At 74.1% G+C, this 19,126-nt stretch carries 15 protein-coding genes and 1 pseudogene; 13 read left to right on the top strand and 3 right to left on the bottom strand.

Features of this window, described 5'->3' with window-relative positions; all coding sequences use genetic code 11:
* Nucleotides 1-74: 74 nt before the first annotated feature.
* The 6 genes and pseudogenes from AB0H64_RS19585 (at nt 75) to AB0H64_RS19560 (ending at nt 6,911) form a co-directional block, all read left to right on the top strand.
* Nucleotides 75-2,225: a SufS family cysteine desulfurase gene (locus AB0H64_RS19585; RefSeq protein WP_357626125.1), complete on the top strand. Its 2,151-nt coding sequence runs from the start codon at nt 75-77 to the stop codon at nt 2,223-2,225.
* Between the two features lie 292 nt (nt 2,226-2,517).
* Nucleotides 2,518-3,225, top strand: coding sequence for a GntR family transcriptional regulator (locus AB0H64_RS19580; protein WP_357626123.1), 708 nt, complete (start codon nt 2,518-2,520; stop codon nt 3,223-3,225).
* 216 nt (nt 3,226-3,441) lie between these two features.
* Nucleotides 3,442-4,482 carry a halocarboxylic acid dehydrogenase DehI family protein gene (locus tag AB0H64_RS19575; RefSeq protein WP_357626120.1) on the top strand — a complete coding sequence of 347 codons (1,041 nt, stop codon included), beginning with the start codon at nt 3,442-3,444 and terminating at the stop codon, nt 4,480-4,482.
* A 164-nt stretch (nt 4,483-4,646) separates the two neighbouring features.
* Nucleotides 4,647-5,462, top strand: a pseudogene (locus AB0H64_RS19570) (L-lactate permease); the annotation flags it as partial.
* 91 nt (nt 5,463-5,553) lie between these two features.
* Nucleotides 5,554-6,084: an L-lactate permease gene (locus AB0H64_RS19565; protein WP_357626118.1), complete on the top strand. Its 531-nt coding sequence runs from the start codon at nt 5,554-5,556 to the stop codon at nt 6,082-6,084.
* A gap of 29 nt (nt 6,085-6,113) precedes the next feature.
* The gene (locus tag AB0H64_RS19560; RefSeq protein ID WP_357626117.1) at nt 6,114-6,911 is read left to right on the top strand and encodes an SDR family NAD(P)-dependent oxidoreductase; all 798 of its coding nucleotides are present in this window, start codon (nt 6,114-6,116) and stop codon (nt 6,909-6,911) included.
* A gap of 82 nt (nt 6,912-6,993) precedes the next feature.
* On the opposite strand, the gene AB0H64_RS19555 is transcribed toward AB0H64_RS19560, so the two are convergent.
* Entirely contained in the window at nt 6,994-7,410 is a 417-nt protein-coding gene (locus AB0H64_RS19555; protein WP_355453548.1) for a peptidase inhibitor family I36 protein, read from the bottom strand.
* Nucleotides 7,411-7,495: 85 nt separating this feature from the next.
* Nucleotides 7,496-8,275 carry a MerR family transcriptional regulator gene (locus AB0H64_RS19550; protein WP_357626114.1) on the bottom strand — a complete coding sequence of 260 codons (780 nt, stop codon included), beginning with the start codon at nt 8,273-8,275 and terminating at the stop codon, nt 7,496-7,498.
* Nucleotides 8,276-8,613: 338 nt separating this feature from the next.
* Here AB0H64_RS19550 and AB0H64_RS19545 point away from each other — a divergent pair, with 338 nt between their 5' ends.
* The 5 genes from AB0H64_RS19545 (at nt 8,614) to AB0H64_RS19525 (ending at nt 15,213) form a co-directional block, all read left to right on the top strand.
* Entirely contained in the window at nt 8,614-9,714 is a 1,101-nt protein-coding gene (locus AB0H64_RS19545; RefSeq protein WP_357626111.1) for a Gfo/Idh/MocA family oxidoreductase, read from the top strand.
* Entirely contained in the window at nt 9,711-10,631 is a 921-nt protein-coding gene (locus AB0H64_RS19540; protein WP_357626109.1) for a PmoA family protein, read from the top strand. Before AB0H64_RS19545 ends, AB0H64_RS19540 begins: the two co-directional genes overlap by 4 nt.
* Entirely contained in the window at nt 10,628-11,353 is a 726-nt protein-coding gene (locus tag AB0H64_RS19535) for a cupin domain-containing protein (RefSeq protein WP_357626106.1), read from the top strand. Before AB0H64_RS19540 ends, AB0H64_RS19535 begins: the two co-directional genes overlap by 4 nt.
* Before the next feature lie 227 nt (nt 11,354-11,580).
* A complete protein-coding gene (locus tag AB0H64_RS19530; protein WP_357626103.1) occupies nt 11,581-14,265 on the top strand; it encodes a hypothetical protein in 2,685 nt (894 codons plus the stop codon).
* A gap of 30 nt (nt 14,266-14,295) precedes the next feature.
* Nucleotides 14,296-15,213: a DUF72 domain-containing protein gene (locus tag AB0H64_RS19525; RefSeq protein ID WP_357626100.1), complete on the top strand. Its 918-nt coding sequence runs from the start codon at nt 14,296-14,298 to the stop codon at nt 15,211-15,213.
* 136 nt (nt 15,214-15,349) lie between these two features.
* On the opposite strand, the gene AB0H64_RS19520 is transcribed toward AB0H64_RS19525, so the two are convergent.
* Nucleotides 15,350-16,717, bottom strand: coding sequence for an SWIM zinc finger family protein (locus tag AB0H64_RS19520; protein ID WP_357626098.1), 1,368 nt, complete (start codon nt 16,715-16,717; stop codon nt 15,350-15,352).
* A 133-nt stretch (nt 16,718-16,850) separates the two neighbouring features.
* Here AB0H64_RS19520 and AB0H64_RS19515 point away from each other — a divergent pair, with 133 nt between their 5' ends.
* Together AB0H64_RS19515 and AB0H64_RS19510 are read left to right on the top strand one after the other, a co-directional pair.
* Nucleotides 16,851-17,804 carry a LysR family transcriptional regulator gene (locus tag AB0H64_RS19515; protein WP_357626095.1) on the top strand — a complete coding sequence of 318 codons (954 nt, stop codon included), beginning with the start codon at nt 16,851-16,853 and terminating at the stop codon, nt 17,802-17,804.
* Nucleotides 17,805-17,959: 155 nt separating this feature from the next.
* Nucleotides 17,960-19,123, top strand: a complete 1,164-nt coding sequence (locus tag AB0H64_RS19510) for an FAD-binding oxidoreductase (RefSeq protein WP_357626093.1) — start codon at nt 17,960-17,962, stop codon at nt 19,121-19,123.
* Nucleotides 19,124-19,126: the final 3 nt, after the last annotated feature.

The raw sequence follows: 19,126 nt of genomic DNA, 5'->3' as shown, positions 1-19,126 counted from the left end.
CGCAACTCCAGTTGGGTCCGCCCCCGCCGGAGCGGGCGACACTGCCGCTACACCGCACGGCAGAGGAGGCCACGATGGCGATCGACGTCGAGTCGATTCGGAAGGCATTCCCGTTCTTCGAGACACCCGCTGACGGCTCCCGCCCACCCGTCTACCTCGACAGCGCCGCCACCACGCAGAAACCCGCCGCGGTGCTCGACGCCCTGGCCCACTACTACACGCGCGCCAACGCCAACGTCCACCGCGGCGTCTACCGCCTGGCCGTCGAGGCGACGGAGCTGTACGAGGGGGCCCGCCGTACCGTGGCCGCCTTCGTCGGCGCGTCCCGCCCCGAGGAGATCGTCTTCACCAAGAACGCCACCGAGGCCGTCAACCTCCTGGCGAACTCCCTGATGTGGGCCGGCGAAGGGCTCCGCGTCGGCCCCGGCGACGAGATCGTGCTGACCGAGATGGAGCACCACTCCAACCTCATCCCGTGGCGGCTGCTCGCCGAGCGGGCCGGCGCCACCGTGCGCTACCTGGGCATCACCGACGACGGCCGCCTCGACCTGTCCCGCCTGGCCGACGTGGTGACCGAGCGGACGAGGGTGGTGGCGGTCGTGCACGCCTCCAACATCCTCGGCACCGTCAACCCGATCGCGCCCATCGCCGCCCGCGCCGCCGAGGTCGGCGCCCTGCTGGTGGTGGACGCGGCGCAGTCGGTGCCGCACCTCCCGGTGGACGTGGCCGCGCTGGGCGCGGACTTCGTGGCGTTCTCCGGGCACAAGATGTGCGGGCCGACCGGGATCGGCGTGCTGTGGGGCAGGCACGAGCTGCTGGAGGCGCTGCCGCCGTTCCTCGGCGGCGGCGAGATGATCGAGACGGTCAGCGTCGACGCCATGCGGTACGCCGCGCCGCCGCTCAAGTTCGAGGCGGGCACGCCGCCGGTCGCGCAGGCCGTCGGGCTGGGCGCGGCCTGCGACTTCCTGACCGAGATCGGCATGGACGCGATCGCCGCGCACGACCAGGCCCTGGTCGAGTACGCACTGGACCGGCTCGGGCGGGTGCCCGGCATCCGGTTCATCGGGCCGGCGGACGGCGTGGACCGGCTGCCGCTGCTGTCGTTCGTGGTGGACGGCGTCCCGCTCCAGCGGCTGCGGACCGACCTCGACGAGGCGGGCATCGCGGTGCGCTCCGGCCACCACTGCGCCCAGCTCGCGTGCAGCCGCTTCGGCATCCCCGCGGCCATCCGGTCGTCGTTCTACCTCTACAACGCGCCCGACGAGGTGGACCACCTGGCCGCGACGCTGGAGCGGGCGACCAGGTCGGGCCGGGGCGCGGGGCCGGGGCCGGCGTTCGAGGCGGGCGGCGTGGAGCTGGCCCGGCCGTACCAGGAGGTGCTGGTGCCGGGGATCTTCGGCCCGTGGGCGGAACGGCTGGTCGCCGCGCTGGCGCCCGCGCCCGGGGCACGGGCGCTCGACGTCGGCACCGGTCCGGGGACGGTGGCACGCGTGCTGGCGGCGGCCGTGGGCCCCCGGGGTGCGGTCGTCGGCACCGACCCCAGCCCGGCCATGCTCACACTCGCCCGCGAGGACCCCGCGCCGGTCCGGCCCGCGTCCGCGTCGAGTCCCTCCGTGCCGATCCGGCCTACGCTCGTGCAGACCCCGCCCGCGCGGGTCGAGTCCGCGCAGGTCCGGTCCGCGCAGGTCCGGTCAGCGCCGATCCAGTACGTCGAGTGCGGGGCCGCGCCGCTGCACGTGTCCGACGAGGCGTTCGACGTCGTCACCGCGCAGCAGGTGCTGCAGTTCGTCCCGGACCGGCGGGCGGCACTGGCGGAGATGCGCAGGGCCGCCCGGCCGGGCGCGCGGATCGCCGTCGTCACCTGGCTGCCCCTGGCGCGCAACCCGCTGTTCCGCGCGTTGCGTGACGCGGTGGCCGCCGTGCTCGGGGCGGAGCAGGCGGAGCTGTTCGAGGAGCCGTGGTCGCTCGCGGGGGAAGAGGTCGCCGCCCTGGTGGAGGAGGCCGGGTTCACCGAGGTCGAGCGGCACGAGTGGACGGTGCCGGTCACCTTGCCGGGCGGGCCGGACGCGCTGTGCTGCCTGTTCGGGTTCTCGGCCGTGGCACCGTACGCCGCCGCCCATCGCGAGGCGCTGCACCGGGCCGTACGCGAGGGCCTGGCGGGGCACACGGACGGCCGCGGCCTGCACGGGGACACCGCGGCGAGCGTCGTCATGGCCCGCGCCTGAGCGGCCCGCCAGCCTGAGCGGCCCGCGAGCCTGAGCGGCCCGCCTGTCTGAGCGGTCCGCCTGTCCGGCGGGGCGACTGCCTCACCGGCCCGCGCGCCGGCGCGCCGGTACGACCAGCGCGCCGGCGCGCCCGTACGGCCCAGCGCGCCGGCGCACTCCAGGACGGATCGGTACATGCCGGGCGCGTTGGCGCGGGTTCCGGGTTCGGCATACAGTCTGTAAGAATCTTCATGAAGGGCCCGCGGGGCGACGGACCGGAGGACTGATGGCCGAGCGACCTGGGAAGGCACGCGTGGAGGAGCCCGCTGCGCGACGGAGAAGACCGCGCGCCGGCAGCGGCGAGTCCCTCGGCGACCAGGCGTACGAGCACATCCGCGCCGCGATCCTCGAAGGCGTCTACCGCCCCAACCAGCGCCTGCCCGAGGACGAGGTCGCCGCCCGTCTCAGCAGCAGCCGCACGCCGGTCCGCGTCGCGCTGATGCGCCTGGCCGACCAGGGGCTCGTGGTCCGCGAACGCCAGGGCTGGGTGGTGCGTGAGCACACGCCCGACGAGATCCGCGAGATCTACGAGGTGCGCTGCGCCCTGGAGTCCATGGCGACCGGCCTGGCCGCCGTGCGCGCCTCCGAGGAGCAGCTCGCCCGCATCGCCGCGTTCTACGACGCCCCGGTGGAGGAGTACGAGCGCCGTCCCCGCGCCGAGCTGGGCCGCATGAACCGCGACTTCCACCACGCCATCGTCCAGGCGTCGGGCAACGGGCGGCTGCTCGGCGAGTGGCTGCGCAACCGCGACTTCGGCGTCACGTACAACATGGCCGCCGTCTTCACCGGCGACGAGGTCGTCACCTGCGTGGAGGGCCACAAGCGCATCGTCGCGGCCCTGCTGCGCCGCGACCGCGAGAGCGCCGAGCGCGAGGCGCGCACGCACGTCGAGGACGTCCAGGCCGCGGCGAGCCGTCGCCTCGACGCCCTGCGCATGCCCGCCGGCCTCTACCTGTCCTAGGAGGGCGCTGTCCCTGGAGGGCGCTGTCCCAGGAGGACGCGGCCAGGGTCGGCTGGCCCAGAGGCGAACTCTCCCAGAGGTGAACTGCCTGCCCAAGGGCCGGCCGTCATGGGGGCCGGAAAAGCCTCACCCGGCCGCGCCGTTTCGATGATCCGCGCGAAATCCGCAGGTAACGCCCCCTTGATGCGTTGGATCCAAGTTTGTACTCTACGTTGCATGCAGCCTGGCAGCGACTCCTCCAGCGACCCCCGCACGTTCACCGGCGCTACCCCCGCCGACCGCTTCCTGCGCCCGGTGGCGTACCAGGACAGCCCCGAGGACCAGCTCCCCCCGCCGCCGCGCGACACGAACCCCCCGCGGATCCGCCGGACGGTGGCCGGCGAGCCGACCAGCGAGCCCGTCATCACGACCGAGCGGGCCGACGCCGCCCGCGGCGCCGTGCTGCTGCCGTCACTGCCCGCCAAGCCGGAGCTGAGCGGCGAGGCCGCCCGGGTGATCGGGGAGGTGCCCGGGTACCTCGGCGTCCCGTTCGTCAGCCCCGTCTTCCAGGCGCTGGCCAACTACCCCGGCTACCTCGTCCCGGCCTGGGACCGGTTCAAGCCGGTCATCGGCTCGCCGGAGTTCAGGCGGGCGGCGGCCGGGCTCGGGGTGCCCGTCGGGCTGCTGCCCGGCCCCGACCCGGCGCTGCTCGCCGCGGACGCCGACCTCGACCGGGTCCGGCGCTACACGGTCACCTTCCACCGGCTGCTGCCCGAGCTGCTGCTGCTGGCCTCCTGCTGGTACCGGGGGATCACCGTGGGGGCGCCCGCCTCGCTCGCCCTCGACGGCCGGACGCCGGTGGAGGGTCCCGGCCCGCGCGGCGTGCCGTCCGAGGCGATCTCCATCGCGCCGGACGCCTCGGAGCCGGGGGCGGATCTGGCCCGCGCCTACCAGGAGATCCGCGCCCTGCACGACCATCCCCGGGTGCTGAGTTACTACCGCGCGCTCGGCACCTGGCCCGGCCTCATGCTCGGGGTGTGGGAGCGGCTCGGGCCGCTCGCCCGCGGGGACGCGTACGCCGCGGCGCGCGACCAGGTGCTCGCCAGGGCCGCCGCCGCTGCCGCCACCCTGCCCGTACCGGTGATCGAGACCGAGGACGCCGAGGAGGTCGCGGCCGTGCTCGCGCTGTTCCGCACCCGCCTCATCCCCGCTCTGCTGCTCGACACGGCCGTCGTCCTCGCGCTGCTGGGGGAGGACGCCTCGATCGTCACCGCCTGAGCCGCCGGGCTCCCCGTCACCCTCCTCTCTGTCACCCGCGGCATCGGGGGATTGCCGCCCACACCCTCCCCGCTCTCCATCCCCGCCGGCCCCGGCCGTCCCGAGGTCTCCTTCGCGTGCCCTCGGGCGGTCACGGCCGACCCCATCCCTTCGAGGGGTTGCCCATGTACCAGCAGATCTTCGACCCCGTCCTCGGGCAGCTCGGGCTGTCCGCCCTCGTCGCCGCACTGCCGCTCGTCGTCCTGTTCGTCCTGCTCGGCGCCTTGCGCTGGAAGGCGCACTGGGCGGGCCTGACGTCCCTGGTCGTGGCCGCGCTCATCGCCTTCGCCGTGTACGGCATGCCGCTCACGCAGACCGTGAGCGCCGCCGGCTACGGGGCCGCCTCCAGTTTCCTCACCGTCATCTGGATCCTCGTCAACGCGTTGTGGATCTTCAAGCTGACCGAGACGACCGGTCACTTCGCGGTGCTGCGCCGCTCCTTCGCCGGGGTGAGCGACGACCAGCGGATCCAGGTCATCATCATCGCCTTCGCCTTCGGCGCGCTGCTGGAGGCGCTGGCCGGAGCGGGGACGCCGGTCGCGATCAGCGCCGTCATGCTCGTCGCGCTCGGCCTGCGGCCCTTCCGCGCCGCCGTGGCCTCCCTGGTGGCCAACACCGCCCCGGTCGCGTTCGGCGCGCTGTCGGTGCCCATCACCACCCTGTCCAAGGTGACCGGGCTGGACTTCGAGACGCTCGGCGCGATCGCCGGCCGGCAGACCTCGGTCGTCGCCGTGTTCGTGCCGCTCGTGCTGGTGTTCCTCGTGGACGGCCGCCGCGGGGTGCGGGCCGTCTGGCCGGCCGCGCTCGTCGCCGGGGCCGCCTTCGGCGCCGGGCAGTTCGTCTTCTCCAACTACATCTCGGTCGAGCTGGCCGACATCGGGGCCGCGTTGTCCTGCGCGGTGTTCCTCGTCGCGTTCCTGCGCGTGTGGCGGCCCCGCGAGGCGCTGACCGTCGCCGCCCCGCCCGTGATGGCGGGCGGCTCGGGCACCGGCAGCGCCGAGGAGGAGGCCGCCCTGCTGGAGCGCGCCGGGCGTGACCGCCGCCGCGACGTCGTCCGTGGTGCTGGGGGTGTCGCCCGGCCGGTCGGCCCGCGCCTACGCGGCCACGGTCAGGCAGCTCACCTGGACCATCGTGTGCGTGCTCTGCGTGCTCGCCCTCGCGTACGTCATGAACCTGTCCGGGCAGACCGGCTCCCTCGGCCGCGGCGTGGCCGCGCTCGGCGGGCTGTTCGCGTTCTTCTCGCCGGTCATCGGCTGGATCGGCGTGGCCATCACCGGGTCGGACAACTCCTCCAACGCCCTGTTCGGCGCCGTCCAGGTGACCGCGGCCCAGCAGACCGGGCTGTTGCCCGAGCTCATGGCCGCGGCCAACTCCTCGGGCGGCGTCGTCGGCAAGATGATCTCCCCGCAGAGCCTGGCCATCGCCGCCGCGGTGGTCGGCCTCCAGGGCAAGGAGGGCGACGTCTTCCGTAAGGTCATCGGCTACAGTCTCGCGCTGCTGCTCGCCATCTCCCTGCTCGTCTTCCTCCAGTCCACCCCGGTCCTGGGCTGGATGCTCCCCTGAACACCGATCACACCACTGGAGACACCACCATGACCAACCGGTACCGCGCCCTGTTCGACCTCACGGGAAAGGCGGCCCTCGTGATGGGCGCCGCGTCCGGCATCGGCGAGGCCACGGCCCAGACGCTGGCCGGTCTCGGGGCGAGCGTCGTCTGCGCCGACCTCGACGGGCCGGGCGCGGAGGCGACGGCCAAGGCCATCACGGCCGAGGGCGGCACCGCCCAGGGGCTCGCCGCCGACCTCGCCTCCCACGAGCAGGTCGCCGACGCCGTACGCGCCACCGTCGCCGCGTACGGCAGCCTCGACATCGGCGTCACCACGCCCGGCATCAACATCCGCAAGCGGCTGGCCGCCTACACCGAGGAGGAGTTCGACCGGATCGTCGGCCTCAACCTCAAGGGCACGTTCTTCTTCCTGAAGGAGGCCGGCGCGGTCATGGCCGAGCAGGGGAGCGGCAGCCTCATCGCCTGCTCGTCGATGCGAGGGCTGATGGTCGAGCCCGGCCTGGGGGTGTACGCCTCCACCAAGGCCGCCATCCTGCAGATGGCGCGTGGCCTGGCCACGGAGGTCGGCCCGCAGGGGGTGCGGGTCAACACCATCGCGCCGGGCGTCATCGACACCCCGCTCACCCGGCCGCTGTGGGACGACGTCGAGGCCAGGGAGGCGTACAACGCGCACACGGTGTTCGGCCGGTGGGGCACCGCTGACGAGGTCGCCTCCGCGGTGGCCTTCCTCGCCAGCGACGCGGCCTCGTACGTCACGGGCGCCAACCTGGTGGTGGACGCCGGCTGGACGGTCATCGACGGCCGCTTCGACCCGGGCCGCTGACTGCCGGGACACCCGTCACGGGACTGCGGCCCGGCGGCGCGCGTGACCCCTCGCGCGCCGCCGGGCCTGGCCTGGAGCCGGGTCAGCCGTGCGAGTCGGTGACCGAGCGGGCGAGCGTCACCTCGCAGCCCGGGCCGTTCGGGCCGCCGACGCGGACGGAGTTGAAGAAGTCACGGAAGGCGCTGTAGAAGTTGCCCTTGCCGCCGGGCGAGGTCACGGCCGAGCAGCCGCCGTAGTTGGCCCCGGAGTACAGGTGGATGTACGAGCTTGTGCGGTTCCAGTCGGACTTGGAGCGGCTCGCCATGTTCAGTGCGGCGAGGTCGGGGGTGTCGCTCTTGAGCTCGACGATGTCGCCGGAGCCGTCGAGGCCGGAGAACAGGCAGTAGTAGCCGGCATGGCATCGGTCGTAGCCGTCCGCGGCCTGGGCCGGGCTGCTGGTCAGGGTGGCCAGCGCGATGGCCGCCACCGGTAACGCCAGCAACTGAAGCTTCTTGCCCACTGTCCCTCCAGGGGTGAAACTTTTCTTCGAGAACGGATCCGACCATACCTGTTGGGATCTTGCGGGTGAAGGGGTCAGAGCGTGCTTATGCGTGGCCGGCATTCGCGCGGTCGGCGTTGGCGAGGATGGCGTCGTGGATGTAGCGGGACAGGCCGGGGGCCACATCGTCGAAGTTGAGGCCGATCCGCTCGTTCGCGAGGTAGGCCTTGGCCAGCGCGCGGTGCGTGTCGTAGTCACAGTCATGGAACCGGCGGTCCACGTGCAGTCGGTGTTCCTCCGCCAGATCCATCGTGGCCGGGTCGGTGGCCGGGGTGCCGGCGCGCATGGCCTCCAGCAGGCGCAGATGAATGCCGGACTGCTCGGCGCGGATCTCCCGCCAGTCCTCGGCCGAGTACTGTGACGTGCGTTGCTGCCGCTGGGGCCACAGTTCGGAGTCGCCCCATTGCTGCTCGGCGCGGTCGGCGTTGTCCTCGAGGCGCGTGCTGCCGAAGACTTCCAACCGCTCCTCGGGGGTCAGGGCGATGCCTATCTTGCGCGCCTTCAGCTCCTTGTCGATCACGGCGACCATGGCCTGATGCCGTGCGATCCGCTCGGCGAGCAGGCGTCGCTGGTCGTGCAGGCGGTCGGCATCGCTGATCGCCGGGTCGGCGAGGATGACGGCGACGGTGTCCAGGTCGAAGTCCAGCTCGCGATAGAACAGGATGCGTTGCAGCCTGCGCATGTCGTCGGCGGAGTAGAGCCGGTAGCCGGCTGTGCTACGGTCCTGGGGCTTCAGCAGGCCGATCTCGTCGTAGTGGTGCAGGGTGCGCACCGACACACCGGCCAAGTCGGCCACGACACCGACGGTGTATTCCTTGGCGTTCATGCCGTCACTGTGTGCCCTGACGTCACGTGAGGGTCAAGCCGACGTTCTCTCCGGGCGTTCCAGTATCGTTCGTCGTCGACCTGAGGCAGGTCGGACGTTCTGGGGCACGTCGGTCGTTCTGAGGCACGAGCGGAGGAGAGGGACAGCGCCGGCCGAAGGGCCGTCCACCCGCATCCCGGCCGGGCGGTATGTCCGGGAGTGACCGGGTGAGGCCACTCTCTGGGACGACCCTTGACGCTGCTGTAACGGCCGTGCACACTGCGGAATGCGCTTTCCCACCGACGAAACTCGCCGTGGCAGGATCGACGGCGCCTGACGCCACCCACAGGAGCTTCACCTTGTCTCAACGGAACTACCGGTCCGCGATCGTCGGCACCGGTGGGATCGCCACCGCCCACGCCCGCGCCGTCACCGGCTCGGGCGGCCGGGCACACCTCGCCGCCGCGGTCGACGTGGACCTCGAACGGGCTGAGGCGTTCGCCGGGACGTGGGAGATCCCCCGCGTCCACGCGAGCCTGACCGACCTGCTGCGCGAGGAGGAGGTGGACCTCGTCCACCTGTGCACCCCGCCCGAGCTGCACGCGCCGCTGGCGCTGGAGTGCCTGGAGGCGGGGGTGACGGCGCTGGTGGAGAAGCCGCCGACGCTGTCGCTCGCCGAGATGGACAGTCTCGTGGAGGCGGAGCGCCGCTCGTCCGCGCACGTCGCGACCGTCCTGCAGCACCGCTTCGGGGCCGGCGCGGTACGGCTGCGCCGCCTGACCGGCGCCGGCGAGCTGGGCCGGCCGCTGCTGGCCACCTGCGCCACCCAGTGGTACCGCGACGAGGAGTACTTCGCGGTGCCCTGGCGCGGCACGTGGGAGAAGGAGGGCGGCGGGCCGACCATGGGGCACGGCATCCACCAGTTCGACCTGCTGCTGTCCGTGCTCGGGCCGTGGAGCGAGGTCACCGCGGTCGCCGCCCGCCGGGCCCGCGACGTCGACACCGAGGACGTGTCGATGGCGCTGGTCACCTTCGACAGCGGCGCGGTCGCCACCGTGGTCAACTCCGTGGTGTCGCCGCGGCAGACCTCCGAGCTGCGCTTCGACTACGAGCACGCCACCGTCGAGGTGGAGCACCTGTACGGCTACACCGACGACGACTGGACCGTCACCCCGGCCCCCGGCCACGAGGACGTCGTGGCACTGTGGAACCGCGAGCACACCACCGTGCCGAGCGGCCACGAGGGCTGGTTCGCGGCGGTGCTCGACGCCCTCGACCGGGACGAGGCGCCGCCCGTCACGGCCGGCGACGCCCGGCGGACGATGGAGTTCATCGCCGCCCTGTACGCCTCCGCCTTCACCGGCGAGCGCGTACGCAGTGGACAGATCACGCCCGATCACCCGTTCGCGCCGCGCATGGACGGGACGGGCACACCCTGGGAAAAGGTGAGGAACTCGTGACCCTTCAGGTCGACCACGCTCTCGGCCGGTCGGTCGCCGTCTCGGCGGGGGGCGTCCAGCTCTTCACCTACGTCTACCGGCCCGACACGCCCGTGCTGGAGTCGCCGAAGCCGTACCTGCACCCGATCCGCACGCTCGGCGGCGCGGAGGTGTCGCTGTTCCGGCCGCACGACCACGTCTGGCACAAGGGCATCGCCTGGTCGCTGCCGAACGTGGGCGAGCACAACTTCTGGGGCGGCCCGACGTACGTGCATGGGCGGTTCTACGTGCAGCTCGACAACAACGGCAGCGCCACCCACCAGGAGATGACCACCCTGACGGCGGAGGGAGACCGGGCCGGGATCGGGCACACCCTCGCCTGGACCTCGCAGGCCGGTGACCCGGTCATCGACGAGCGGCGCGGGCTGGAGGTCGCCGTCCTCGACGACGCCACGTGGGTCCTGGTGTTCGACACGGTCATGACGAACGTGTCGGGCGCGCCGCTGGCCTTCGGCTCCCCGACCACGAAGGGCCGTGAGAACGCCGGCTACGGCGGCCTGTTCTGGCGCGGCCCGAGGTCGTTCACCGGAGGCGTCATCCAGTCGCCCGCCGGGGCCGGCGGCGACGAGCTGCGCGGCACCCGCGCCGAGTGGTTCGGCTTCCGCGGCCGGCACGACGGGACCGGCGGCCACTCGACGATCGTCATGGTGGACGACACCGCGAACCCGCGGCACCCGCCGCAGTGGTTCGCGCGCACCGAGGAGTTCGCCTGCCTGTGCCCGGCGCCGTTCTTCAGCGAGGAGCTGGAGCTGCCGGACGGCGAGACGCTGCGCTTCCGGTACGCGGTCGTGGTGGCCGACGGCGACCGGGGCGAGGAGGGCACCGCGCTGCTGGCCGGGCGGGGCCGGGCGGCGCTCGCGGGGGGAGCGCCGGCATGACGTTCCCCGGTGGCACGTCGGTCAGCCGGTTGTCGGTCTACTCCGGCGCCTGCGCGGCCGACGGCCTGGCGGGCGGCACGCCGCATCTGCACACCGCCTCCACCGAGGCGTACGTGGTGATCGGCGGCAGCGGCGCGTTGCAGACGCTGGACGCGCGCGGGCTGCGCGAGACCGAGCTGCGGCCCGGCTCCACGGTCTGGTTCACCCCGGGCACCATCCACCGCGCCGTCAACCACGACGACCTGCGGGTGGTGGTGGTCATGCAGAACGCCGGGCTGCCCGAGGCCGGCGACGCGGTCATGACCTTCCCCCCGGACGTCGTGGGCGACCCCGGCCGCTACCGCGAGGCCGCCGCGCTGCCCGCCGCAGCGTCCACCGAGGAGATCGAGCGGGCCGTGGCCCGCCGCCGCGACCTGGCCGTGGACGGCTTCCTGCGGCTGGCCGCCGCCGCCCGCGACGGCGACCCGGAGCCGCTGCGCCGCCTCTACGCCGACGCCGTCGCCCTGGTCCGCCCGAACGTGGCCCGCTGGCGCGACCTGTGGGAGCACAACGTGGCCGCCCAGACCCGCCATACCGCCGCCGTCCTCGACGCCCTCGAAGCAGGCGACGGCGCCCACCTGCTGGACGCGGCCCTCATGGAGAGCCCGCCCGAGGACCGCTGGGGCATGTGCGGCAACCTCGTCACCCACGACGTCACGCACCCCACCGCTCTCTCCAGCTGATCCGTCCACCGGCGCGCCCTCCGCGAGAGGGCGCGCCGGCCGCCCTTCTGAGGAGCACGGCGATGTCACCCGATGCCGCCCCCGCCGGCGACCCAGGACCGGCCGTCACCACCGTCCCCGCCACGGTCGTCCTGCGCGACAGCACTCCGCCCCGGTAGGCGATCAAGATTGTCGTAAGCCGCCGCTAATGTCCCGGAACCAGTGACACCGTCCTGGAAAGGGGCCCCATGGCCGCCTGGCACGACCTGCGCAAGCTCATCGTCGGCGGCGACGTCGCCGGCACGGCCGCCCACGTCGCCGGGCTCGGCCCCGCCGACCGCAGGGCCGTCGCGGCCGAGCTGGCCGAGCACGTCCGCCGGCGCCCCAGGTGGGAGGGGCGGTGGCGGCACGAGGTGCGGCCCCTGATGATGGCGGGCGCCGGCTGCCTCGGCGGCTCGGCGGCGGTGGCCTCGTGGCTGTTCCGGCGCGACTTCCGGTGGGCCAGGCAGGACCCCCGTGACGTGGACCGCCTCCTCGGCCTGCTGCGCGACCGGCCCGAGCCGTGGCGCGCCGACCTGGCCCGCCGCCTCGCCGCGCGGCTGCGCCTCCCCGACCTGCGGCACTGGGAGCTGACCGCCGCCCTCGTCCGCGAGACCGGCGTCGAGCCGCCGGACGTCGCCGCGTTCACGATCGGCTGGCTGCGAGCCCTCACCCCCGGCTCGGCGGTCACGGACCCGCTGCTCCCCGCGATGGCTCCGCGCGTCTTCGCGACCGACGGCCTGGGCGAGGCGCTGCCCGGCGCCCTGCACACGCTCGTGACGCTGACCGAGACCGGGGTGCTGGAGCGCCGGGCCGTGCTCGACGGCGTCGTCGGACGCCTCCTGCGCGACGGGCAGAACGGGCTGCCCCTGCTCGCGACCCTGCACGACCGGCTCGACCCCGGTCTGGACGAGACCGCCGGGCGGGCCAGGGACTACGCCCGCCTGCTGCCCGCGGCGCCCGTGGCGGTGGCCGAGACGGCCGTGGCCCGGCTGCGGGCGCTGGACGAGGCGGGACGGCTGGACGGGGACCTGTTCGCCGAGGCGGCGGAGTCCCTGGCGTTCCGGCCGGAGCCCAGGCTGCTGCGGTCCCTCCTGTCCTGGCTCGCCGCCCCGGCCGCCGCCCCCGCCGCCGTCCGATCGGCCGGCGGCGCCACACCCGGTATCGGGGCCGTACGCACGGCCGGCCCCGGCGGCGCGGGCCGGGTGGACGTCGCCCTCCGCGCCCTCGCGCGGGTCGCCGGCCACGACTCGCTGGTCCTGCAGGCGCGGGCCGTACGGCTGGCCGTCAAGCTCGCCCCGATGGCGGGGGAGCAGGGCCGCGAGGCGGTCAGGGAGGCGGCGGCCGGGCTTCCGGCCGAGCTGCGCGACCGGGTCGCCGCGGCGTACGGCGAGGTCGGCGAGGAGACCCCACCAGACGTGCCGGTCCTCGTCGCCGCCCCGGCCCCGCAACCGCAGCCGCCCATCGCCTCGCCCCGGGAGCTCGTCCGTGAGCTCACCGGTTTTCGCCGGCCGTACGACTTCTCCGCCTTCGAACGCATCCTCGCGGGGCTCGCCGACTGGTCGCACCGGGAGCCCGGCGCGCTCCGCGAGGCGCTGCGCACCTGGTGGTGGCCGCATCGTCCGGACGCTTACCGCTATCTCGTCAGGGACGCCGACGACGCCCTGGACGAGGTCCTCGACCGGGCGTTCTTCGCGTTCGCCATGCCGAAGGTCAGCCGCGAGCTGCCGCACGACCCCGAACGGGCCCGCACCTGGGGCGCCGCGGACGCGGATGCGATCAGCCGGCTCTCCCGGCGTCGTGCCTTCGAGCTCGTCGCCCCGTTCGAGAGGGGCGAGGTCTATCCCGTCCTGCTGGCCACGCCCACCTCGGGCACCGGCCACGTCGACCCCGGCGTGCTGCTCGACCGCCTCGCACGCCTGGAGGCCGCCGGGGCGCGGGCCCTGCCCGCCGACCTCACGCAGGCCCTGCTCAGGCTGCCCCGGGAGATCGACGCGGCGACCGTGCGGCGGGCCAGGACGTTCAGCTCGGACGCCGGCCACGCCTGTGCCTCCTGGATGGCCGGCGACCGCCTGCCCGACCCCGAGGTGTCCTGCCGTCCGCGCGTGTCCCGCATGTTCGGCCACGACCGCGAGAGCATGGACGTCGTCGTGACCGGCTCCGACGCCGCTCTGCCCCAGCCGGTCGCGGGGCTGTTCGAGCCGGCGCCAGGGCACGCGTACACGCTCGGGTGGTGGCCGCTCGCTCTTCCCTCGCACCGGGAGCTCGCCGCCGCCCACCTCGTCGCGCACCTGGCCGCCTCCACGGAGGCGCGCGAGGGCGACGTCGCCGTGCTGACCGACCTCGCGCGCTGCGAGGGGGCCGCCGGTACGGCGACGGCGTACGCGCTGGCCTGCGGCATGAGCCACGCGGGCCCGGCCGCGCGAGCGAGCGCCACGGACGCCCTGCTCACCCTGGCCGCCCGCGGCGAGGTGCCCGTCGCGGCCATGGCCGACGCGCTCACCGAGCGGGTCACGAACGGCTACGCCAAGCTCAACCGCGTGGTCGCGGTCCTCGGCGACGCCACCCGGGCGGGCGCCCACGAGGCGGTGTGGGCACTGTCGGCGCGGCTCGTGCCGGGACTCCTGCTGGGAGTCCTGCCGGGACTCATCCCGGAGCTCGCTCCGGAACACGTCCCCGGGCTGCTCCCGGCCGACGGCGACAGGCCCCGCGCCGGACTCGCCGACCTGCTGGCCGTCGCCGCCGCGGCGGCCCGTCTCACGGACGCCCGCGCCGACCTGCCGGGGCTCGCGGAGCTGGCGTCCCGCAGGGGCTCCAGCCGGCTGCTCCAGGAGGCGCGCAGGCTCCAGCGGCTCATCGCGCCCCGGCCGGACGAATCTCCGGCGACGAGCTGACCTCGCGGCGCCGGCACGTACGGTGGAGGGATGGGGAAGATCCTTGTCGGTACGGCCTCCTGGACGGACAAGTCGCTTCTCGCCTCCGGTTGGTATCCCCCGGATGCCGCCACGCCGGAGGCCAGGCTGGGGTACTACGCGAGCCGGTTCCCGCTGGTGGAGGTGGACGCCACCTACTACCACCCGCCCGCCGAGCGCACCGCCGAGCTGTGGCGGGACCGCACCCCGGCGGGCTTCACGTTCAACGTCAAGGCGTTCTCGCTGCTCACGCACCACCCGACCCGCCCGGCGGCGCTGTATAAGGACTTACGGGCCGCGCTCGGCGAGCCCCGGCGCACGCTCTATCTGCGTGACGTTCCGCCGGAGGTGGCCGAGCAGGTGTGGGCGCGGTTCCTGAGCGCGCTGCGGCCGTTACGGGAGGCGGGCAAGCTGGGGGCGCTGCTGTTCCAGTTCCCGCAGTGGTTCACCCCCGGCGCCGCGAGCCGCCGGCACATCCTGGAGTGCCGCGACCGCTGCCGGCCGGCGCGCGTCTGCGTCGAGTTCCGCAACGCCGCCTGGCTGGACGGCGACCACCGCCGCGAGACGCTCGCCTTCCTGGAGGCCCACGACCTGCCGTACGTGGGAGTGGACATGCCGCAGGGGCACCCGTCGTCGGTCCCGCCCGTGCTGGCCGCCACCTCCGACCTGGCCGTGGTACGCCTGCACGGCCACTCGGACAAGTGGACGAGCCGGGTCATCGAGGAGCGGTTCGGCTACCTGTACGCGGAGGAGGAGCTGCGGGACTGGGCCGGTCGGATCGCCAAGCTGTCCGGCGAGGCCGCCACCACGCACGTGCTCACGAACAACTGCTGCGCCGACAACTCCCAGCGCAACGCCGCCCGCCTGGCCGAGCTGCTGGCGGAGCACGGCGCCGACGTGTCCCACCCCGCCGGCCCGGCCGGAGCATGACCAGGCACTACCGGGTGAGGAGGTCGACGGCCGGTTCCGTGCGGTGGACGCCTCGGGGCCGGTAACCCAGGGACTCGGCCAGGCCGAGCAGGTCGGCGACGTACCAGAGCGTGGCCGGCCCAAGAGTGTACGCCGTCTACGCCGGACCGCCGGGAAGGGGTGACGCGTCCACGAACGCGTCGGCGGTGGCGCGGGCGGCGATGCGGGCGGCGAGCACGTGCTTGCACGGGCCGCGCGAGCCGCGGTGGTCCCACCACCACGGGCACGTGCAGGAGCCGTCGGCCAGCCCGACCTCGCGCACGCCGCCGTCGGTGCGCACCCGCGCCGTGTCGCCGTCGAGCCGTACGGCCCCCGCCTCGACCAGCGCCTTCGCCGAGGCCAGGCGCGGGTTGAGATGCTGGACGTGCTCGCGGTCGTACGGCAGCTCACGGTGGAAGTGCGCGGCCTCGGACAGGTCGTAGCCGACGCGGCCGGCCGTGCCGAGCTGGGTCAGGGCGACCCGGACCCGGTCGGTGGGCAGGCCCGCGCGGTCGGCGAGCAGGCCGATCTCCACCTCCGGCTCGAAGTTGAGCAGCATGCCCACCACGTCGGCGTCGGCCTCGGCCTCGTCGGTGGCGAGGTCGGCCAGCACCGCGCCCTCGCCGGAGAAGCCGCGCCAGCGCTCCGGCGACAGGACCAGCGTGTAGCGCATGCCGGGCAGCTCCAGCTCCCAGGCGCTGGACGCCGGGCCGCCGGTCCCGGCCGGGCCGTACACCTTGAGGCTCCTGGCGAAGCGGAGCAGGGGGAGCAGCGTGGCCAGGCGGCCCACGCCGGACAGGCACACCGCGCCCGCGGCGGGCCGGTCGGTGACGCGCAGGTCGCGGCCCGCGGGGGCGACCCAGAGGTCGGCCGTCGCCCGCTTGGGCAGGGACCGCAGGAAGCGCACGGCGCTCATGCCGGGCAGCTCGGCCCGCAGGTCCATGCCCGCCGCGATGACCTGGACCTCGGCGAAGCCCCGCAGCCACCGCTCCGGCAGCGGCACCTTCTTCTCCACGACCGCGCCGTCCAGCGTCGTCACGGTCAGCTCGTCCGCGCCGACGCCCAGGTGGAGTGGGTCGCGTCCGCCCACCCGGGCCAGCGCCTCGCGCAGCGGGCCGTTGACGTCGACGTTGGTGGTGCCCCGGTCGAACACCTCGCCGTCCAGGGCGCCGCCGAGCAGGTCGAGCCGGGAGTAGACGCCGCCGCAGGCGGAGAACGACTCGAAGCGCAGCAGGTCGCCGCCGCAGGTGACGACCGGGTCGCGCGTCCAGCCGGGACGCGGCTGGTGGTAGCGGGTGAGGGCCACGTCGGCCACGCCCAGCAGCGCCGCGGCCGCGGGCGCGGCCTGGGTCACCACGCCGCTGAAGAACCGGGGCGCCAGGGAGGGACCGCTGAGGGCCCGGCCACCGCAGGTGGACAGTCCCAGACGCCCGTCCACCATCGCGGAGGGCGCGGCGTAGCTGTAGGTCTGCGTCGCTTGGGTCATGGGCGGGACAGTAGAGATCATCACTGACAAAAGAGCGGAACGCGGCCTGTCCGGCATGTGGGTGGCGGCTGTTCGCGGACGTGCTGCTGCGCGAGAATGGGTGGAATTGGTACATGTAAGGACAGATCTGCTGATGTTGAACCCGGTTCACCTCCGGACGCTCGCCGCCGTGCTGAACGCCGGATCGTTCGCCGGCGCCGCCAGGAGCCTCGGCTACACCGGCTCCGCGGTCTCGCAGCAGATCGCGGCGCTGGAACGCGTGGTCAAGGTGCCGCTGTTCGAGCGCGGCGCCCACACGATCACGGCGACCCCGGCGGCCCGCTACCTCGTCCTGCGCTCCGTGGACGTGCTGTCCGCGCTGGACGCCCTGGAGGAGGACGTCCGCGGCCTGTGCGAGGGCACGATCGGCCGCCTCCGGTTGGGCAGCTTCCCCACGGCCAGCCAGCGGCTCCTGCCCATCGCCCTGGCCGCGTACGCCCAGTCGCACCCGTCCGTCGAGACCCTCCTCGACGAGGGCGAGCCCGACGAGCTCATCCCCCTCGTACGCGCGGGGGAGCTCGACATGGCGCTGGTCTACCGGTACGACCTGGTCCCGAGGGCCTGGCCGCGGGACCTGCACCAGGTGAGGCTGCTGGAGGAGGAACTGCTGGTGCTGCTGCCCGAGCGGCACTCGCTGGCCGGCGCCGAGACGGTCGGGCTCGACGACCTCAAGCACGAGACGTGGGTGGCCACCCGGGAGGGCACCGCCGGAGCCGCGTTCCTGCGCGGCCTGTGCGCCCAGGCGGGCTACCAGCCGCAGGTCGACTACCGCAGCAGCGACTACGGCATCATCCGCGGCTTCGTGCGCTCCGGCCTCGGTGTGGCCCTCGTCCCGGCGCTCGCCCACCAGCCCAGCGAGGGCGTGGTCGCGACCGGGCTCGCCGGGGTCGCGGCGCGCCGCCGCATCAGCGCCGTGTACCGTTCCCAGACGACGAACCCGACGGTCGGCGGCGCGGTGCGCGCCCTGCGCCAGGCCGCCGCCCGGCTGGGCGACGGCGGGCACCCCGGCCTCTCCGGCGTCGGCGATCCACCCGATGAGCGGCGATGAGCGGCGACTCACGCGGTGATGAGCGGTGAGCGGTGAGCGGTGATGGAGCATAAGAAGTTCTTCCGCCACGCCGACAGATGCCCGCGCTCGCCCGCTTCCGCCGGCGTCGCCCGCTCCGCGATGCTGGACCTGCCGTCGCCGGAAGGAGCCGTCTGATGCAGGAGTCCGGGCGCGAGCTGCCCTCGCGGGCCTCGGCCGTGATCATCGGGGGCGGCGCCATGGGCGTCAGCTCGGCCCACGCGCTGGCCGCGGCCGGGGTCCCCGACGTGGTCCTGCTCGACAAGGGGCCGCTGGGCTCCGGTTCGACCTCGAAGGCCGCCGGGGGAGTGCGCGCGCAGTTCTCCGACCGGGTCAACATCGAGCTCGCCGTCCGCAGCCTGGAGATGTTCGACGCCTTCGCCGAGCGCTTCGGGCAGGAGATCGACCTGCACAAGCCCGGCTACCTGTTCCTGCTGGACTCGCCGGAGGCCGTCGCCGAGTTCGAGAAGAACGTCGCCGTCCAGAACGACCTCGGCGTGCCCAGCCGGATGATCTCGCTGCGCGAGGCCGCCGAGCTGTCGCCGCTCATCGACACCGACGGGCTGCTCGCCGCCGCCTACTCGCCCACCGACGGCCACTGCACGCCCGAGTCGGTGGTCCTCGGGTACGCGGGCGCGGCCCGGCGGCTCGGCGCGCGGCTGCTGCCGAACTGCGCCGCGACCGGCATCGAGACCGTGGACGGCCGCATCGTCGCGGTCCACACCGAGGGCGGGCGCATCGAGACCGACACCGTGGTCTGCGCGGCCGGCGCCTGGTCGGCCCCGGTCGGCGGCTGGGTGGGCGTCGACCTGCCGGTCACCCCGCTGCGCAGGCAGGTCCTGGTCACCGAGCCGATGCCGGACCTGCCGCCGACGGCGTTCACCATCGACTTCGCCACCACGTTCTACTTCCACCGGGAGGGGCCGGGCCTGCTGCTCGGCATGTCCGACCCCGACGAGACCCCCGGCTTCAAGCTCGACCGGTCCGACGCGTGGCTGCCGAGACTGGGCGAGGCCATGGCCCGCCGCGTCCCGGCGCTCATGGAGACCGGCATCGCCACCGGCTGGGCCGGCCTGTACGAGGTGACGCCCGACCACAACGCCCTCATCGGGGTGGCCCCGGACGTGGACCGGTTCATCTACGCCACCGGCTTCTCCGGCCACGGCTTCCTGATGAGCCCGGCCGTCGGGGAGGTGGTCCGCGACCTGTACCTGGGCCGGGAGCCGTTCGTGGACGTCAGCGGCCTGGACGCCCGCCGCTTCACGCACGCGGGGGCGCGGCCCGAGCTGAACATCGTCTAGCGG

Origin of the sequence: Nonomuraea sp. NPDC050733 (assembly GCF_040654215.1) — a bacterium.
Taxonomy (GTDB): Bacteria; Actinomycetota; Actinomycetes; order Streptosporangiales; family Streptosporangiaceae; genus Nonomuraea.
The sequence above is the reverse complement of the archived record's forward strand: the minus strand, read 5'-3'. Positions and strand labels throughout refer to the sequence as shown.